This window comes from Rhodovulum marinum (assembly GCF_004343075.1).
Classification (GTDB): domain Bacteria; phylum Pseudomonadota; class Alphaproteobacteria; order Rhodobacterales; family Rhodobacteraceae; genus Rhodovulum; species Rhodovulum marinum.
In genome coordinates this window covers 1-1,429 of the sequence record NZ_SLXP01000035.1, presented here as the reverse complement: position 1 = coordinate 1,429, position 1,429 = coordinate 1, and the positions used below count along the sequence as shown (strand labels likewise).

General features: G+C 63.9%; 1 pseudogene. It reads right to left on the bottom strand.

Features of this window, described 5'->3' with window-relative positions:
• Nucleotides 1–114 precede the first annotated feature (114 nt).
• A pseudogene (locus EV662_RS19320) lies at nucleotides 115–749 on the bottom strand (tyrosine-type recombinase/integrase).
• Nucleotides 750–1,429 lie beyond the last annotated feature (680 nt).

Here is a 1,429-nt window from a genome sequence, read left to right as displayed (position 1 = left end):
CGCGTCCGGATTTCGCAGATGTGTTGAATGTCTTCTTCGGCCTGCCGCACGGCAGCGACCCGACGCCCGTGCGAGGGGTGGCTTTGGGCCGCCTTCGCAGGCGGCCCGTCACCTTCATATCTCGACGCTCTCTGATATCGCGAGCGCGTCCTCCAGCTCCACGCCGAGGTAGCGGACGGTGCTGTCCATCTTCGTGTGCCCAAGCAACAACTGAACGGCCCGCAGGTTGCCCGTCTTCCGGTAGATCTGGGCGACCTTCGTCCGGCGCATCGAATGCGTGCCGTAGGAGGTCGGGTCCAGGCCGATGGACCTCACCCATTCCCGCACGAGCCGGGCGTACTGTCGGGTCGAAATGTGGAGGCGTTCGTGGAACCGCCCCGGCCAAAGGTATTCCGAGCCGACCATCAGGGGCTCCTCCATCCAGCGCGCGAGCGACCTGCGGGTGCCCTCGGTGATCTCGAACCGAACCGGTCGCCGGGTCTTACTCTGGATCATCGAGGCGCGTTCCTTGACCTGGCCGGCCGCGTAGACATCCGCGACCTTGAGTTTCACGAGATCGCAGCCGCGGAGCTTGGCTCGTCGATGGCGAGGTTGAACAGGGCGAGGTCGCGGTGGTTCCCGGCGATCTCCAGGCGCACGCGAATGGCCCAGACATGCTTCGGCATCAGCGGACGTTTCTGACCGACGACGCGGCCCTTGTTCCAGGCGGGGCGGCAAGCACGAATGGCAGGCAGGTTGGCAGTGGGCATGGCAGTTCCTCCCATCCGCCACGCCCCGCCACGACACCAACCCGACGTTGGTAATTCATGGTAGCGCGGGGGACCGGCGAAGCGGCGCGGCCAACCGCGGGGCCCATGTCGATGGACGCCGCGCCTCGTCCGAACGGGCGGAATGCGCAGGAAGCGACCGCTACAAATTCGTCAAACGTAAACCGGTGCAACCCCCGCTCTTCAGATTCGATGCGGCGATGCCGCGTGTGAACGGACATTCATGAATGCGAAACTGGCCTGTGGTTTGTTGGAAAGAAGCGGCGCGGTGCTTCCAGCTTCGACCGATCGCGACCAACACGGCTACATATTGCGAGTTACCACCGCAGCAGAAGGCCCTTAACGCACACCAGCACTTAGCAACACGCCAGATTGCAGGCGACGGCATACGCGAATGCTGCGATGTTTAAGTGGAAAAGAGTCCACGGGCTCGACCTATTACGAGAACGCCTCTCGCGCTCTGAGCCTGATGCAAATGGCAATGCCATGGGTGTCGCTTCGCTCGACCATAACGCGAGCGACGGCGGGGTGGACCGACCCGCCGCCGCGGCTTTTTATGCGCCTTTGTTCCAGGTCTCGTCCATGACCAGCGACTCCAGCGGCAGGCGCTGGCGCCAGCCCTTCAGGGCAAGTTCGGGGGCGGCGTAGAACGCGTCGACGAA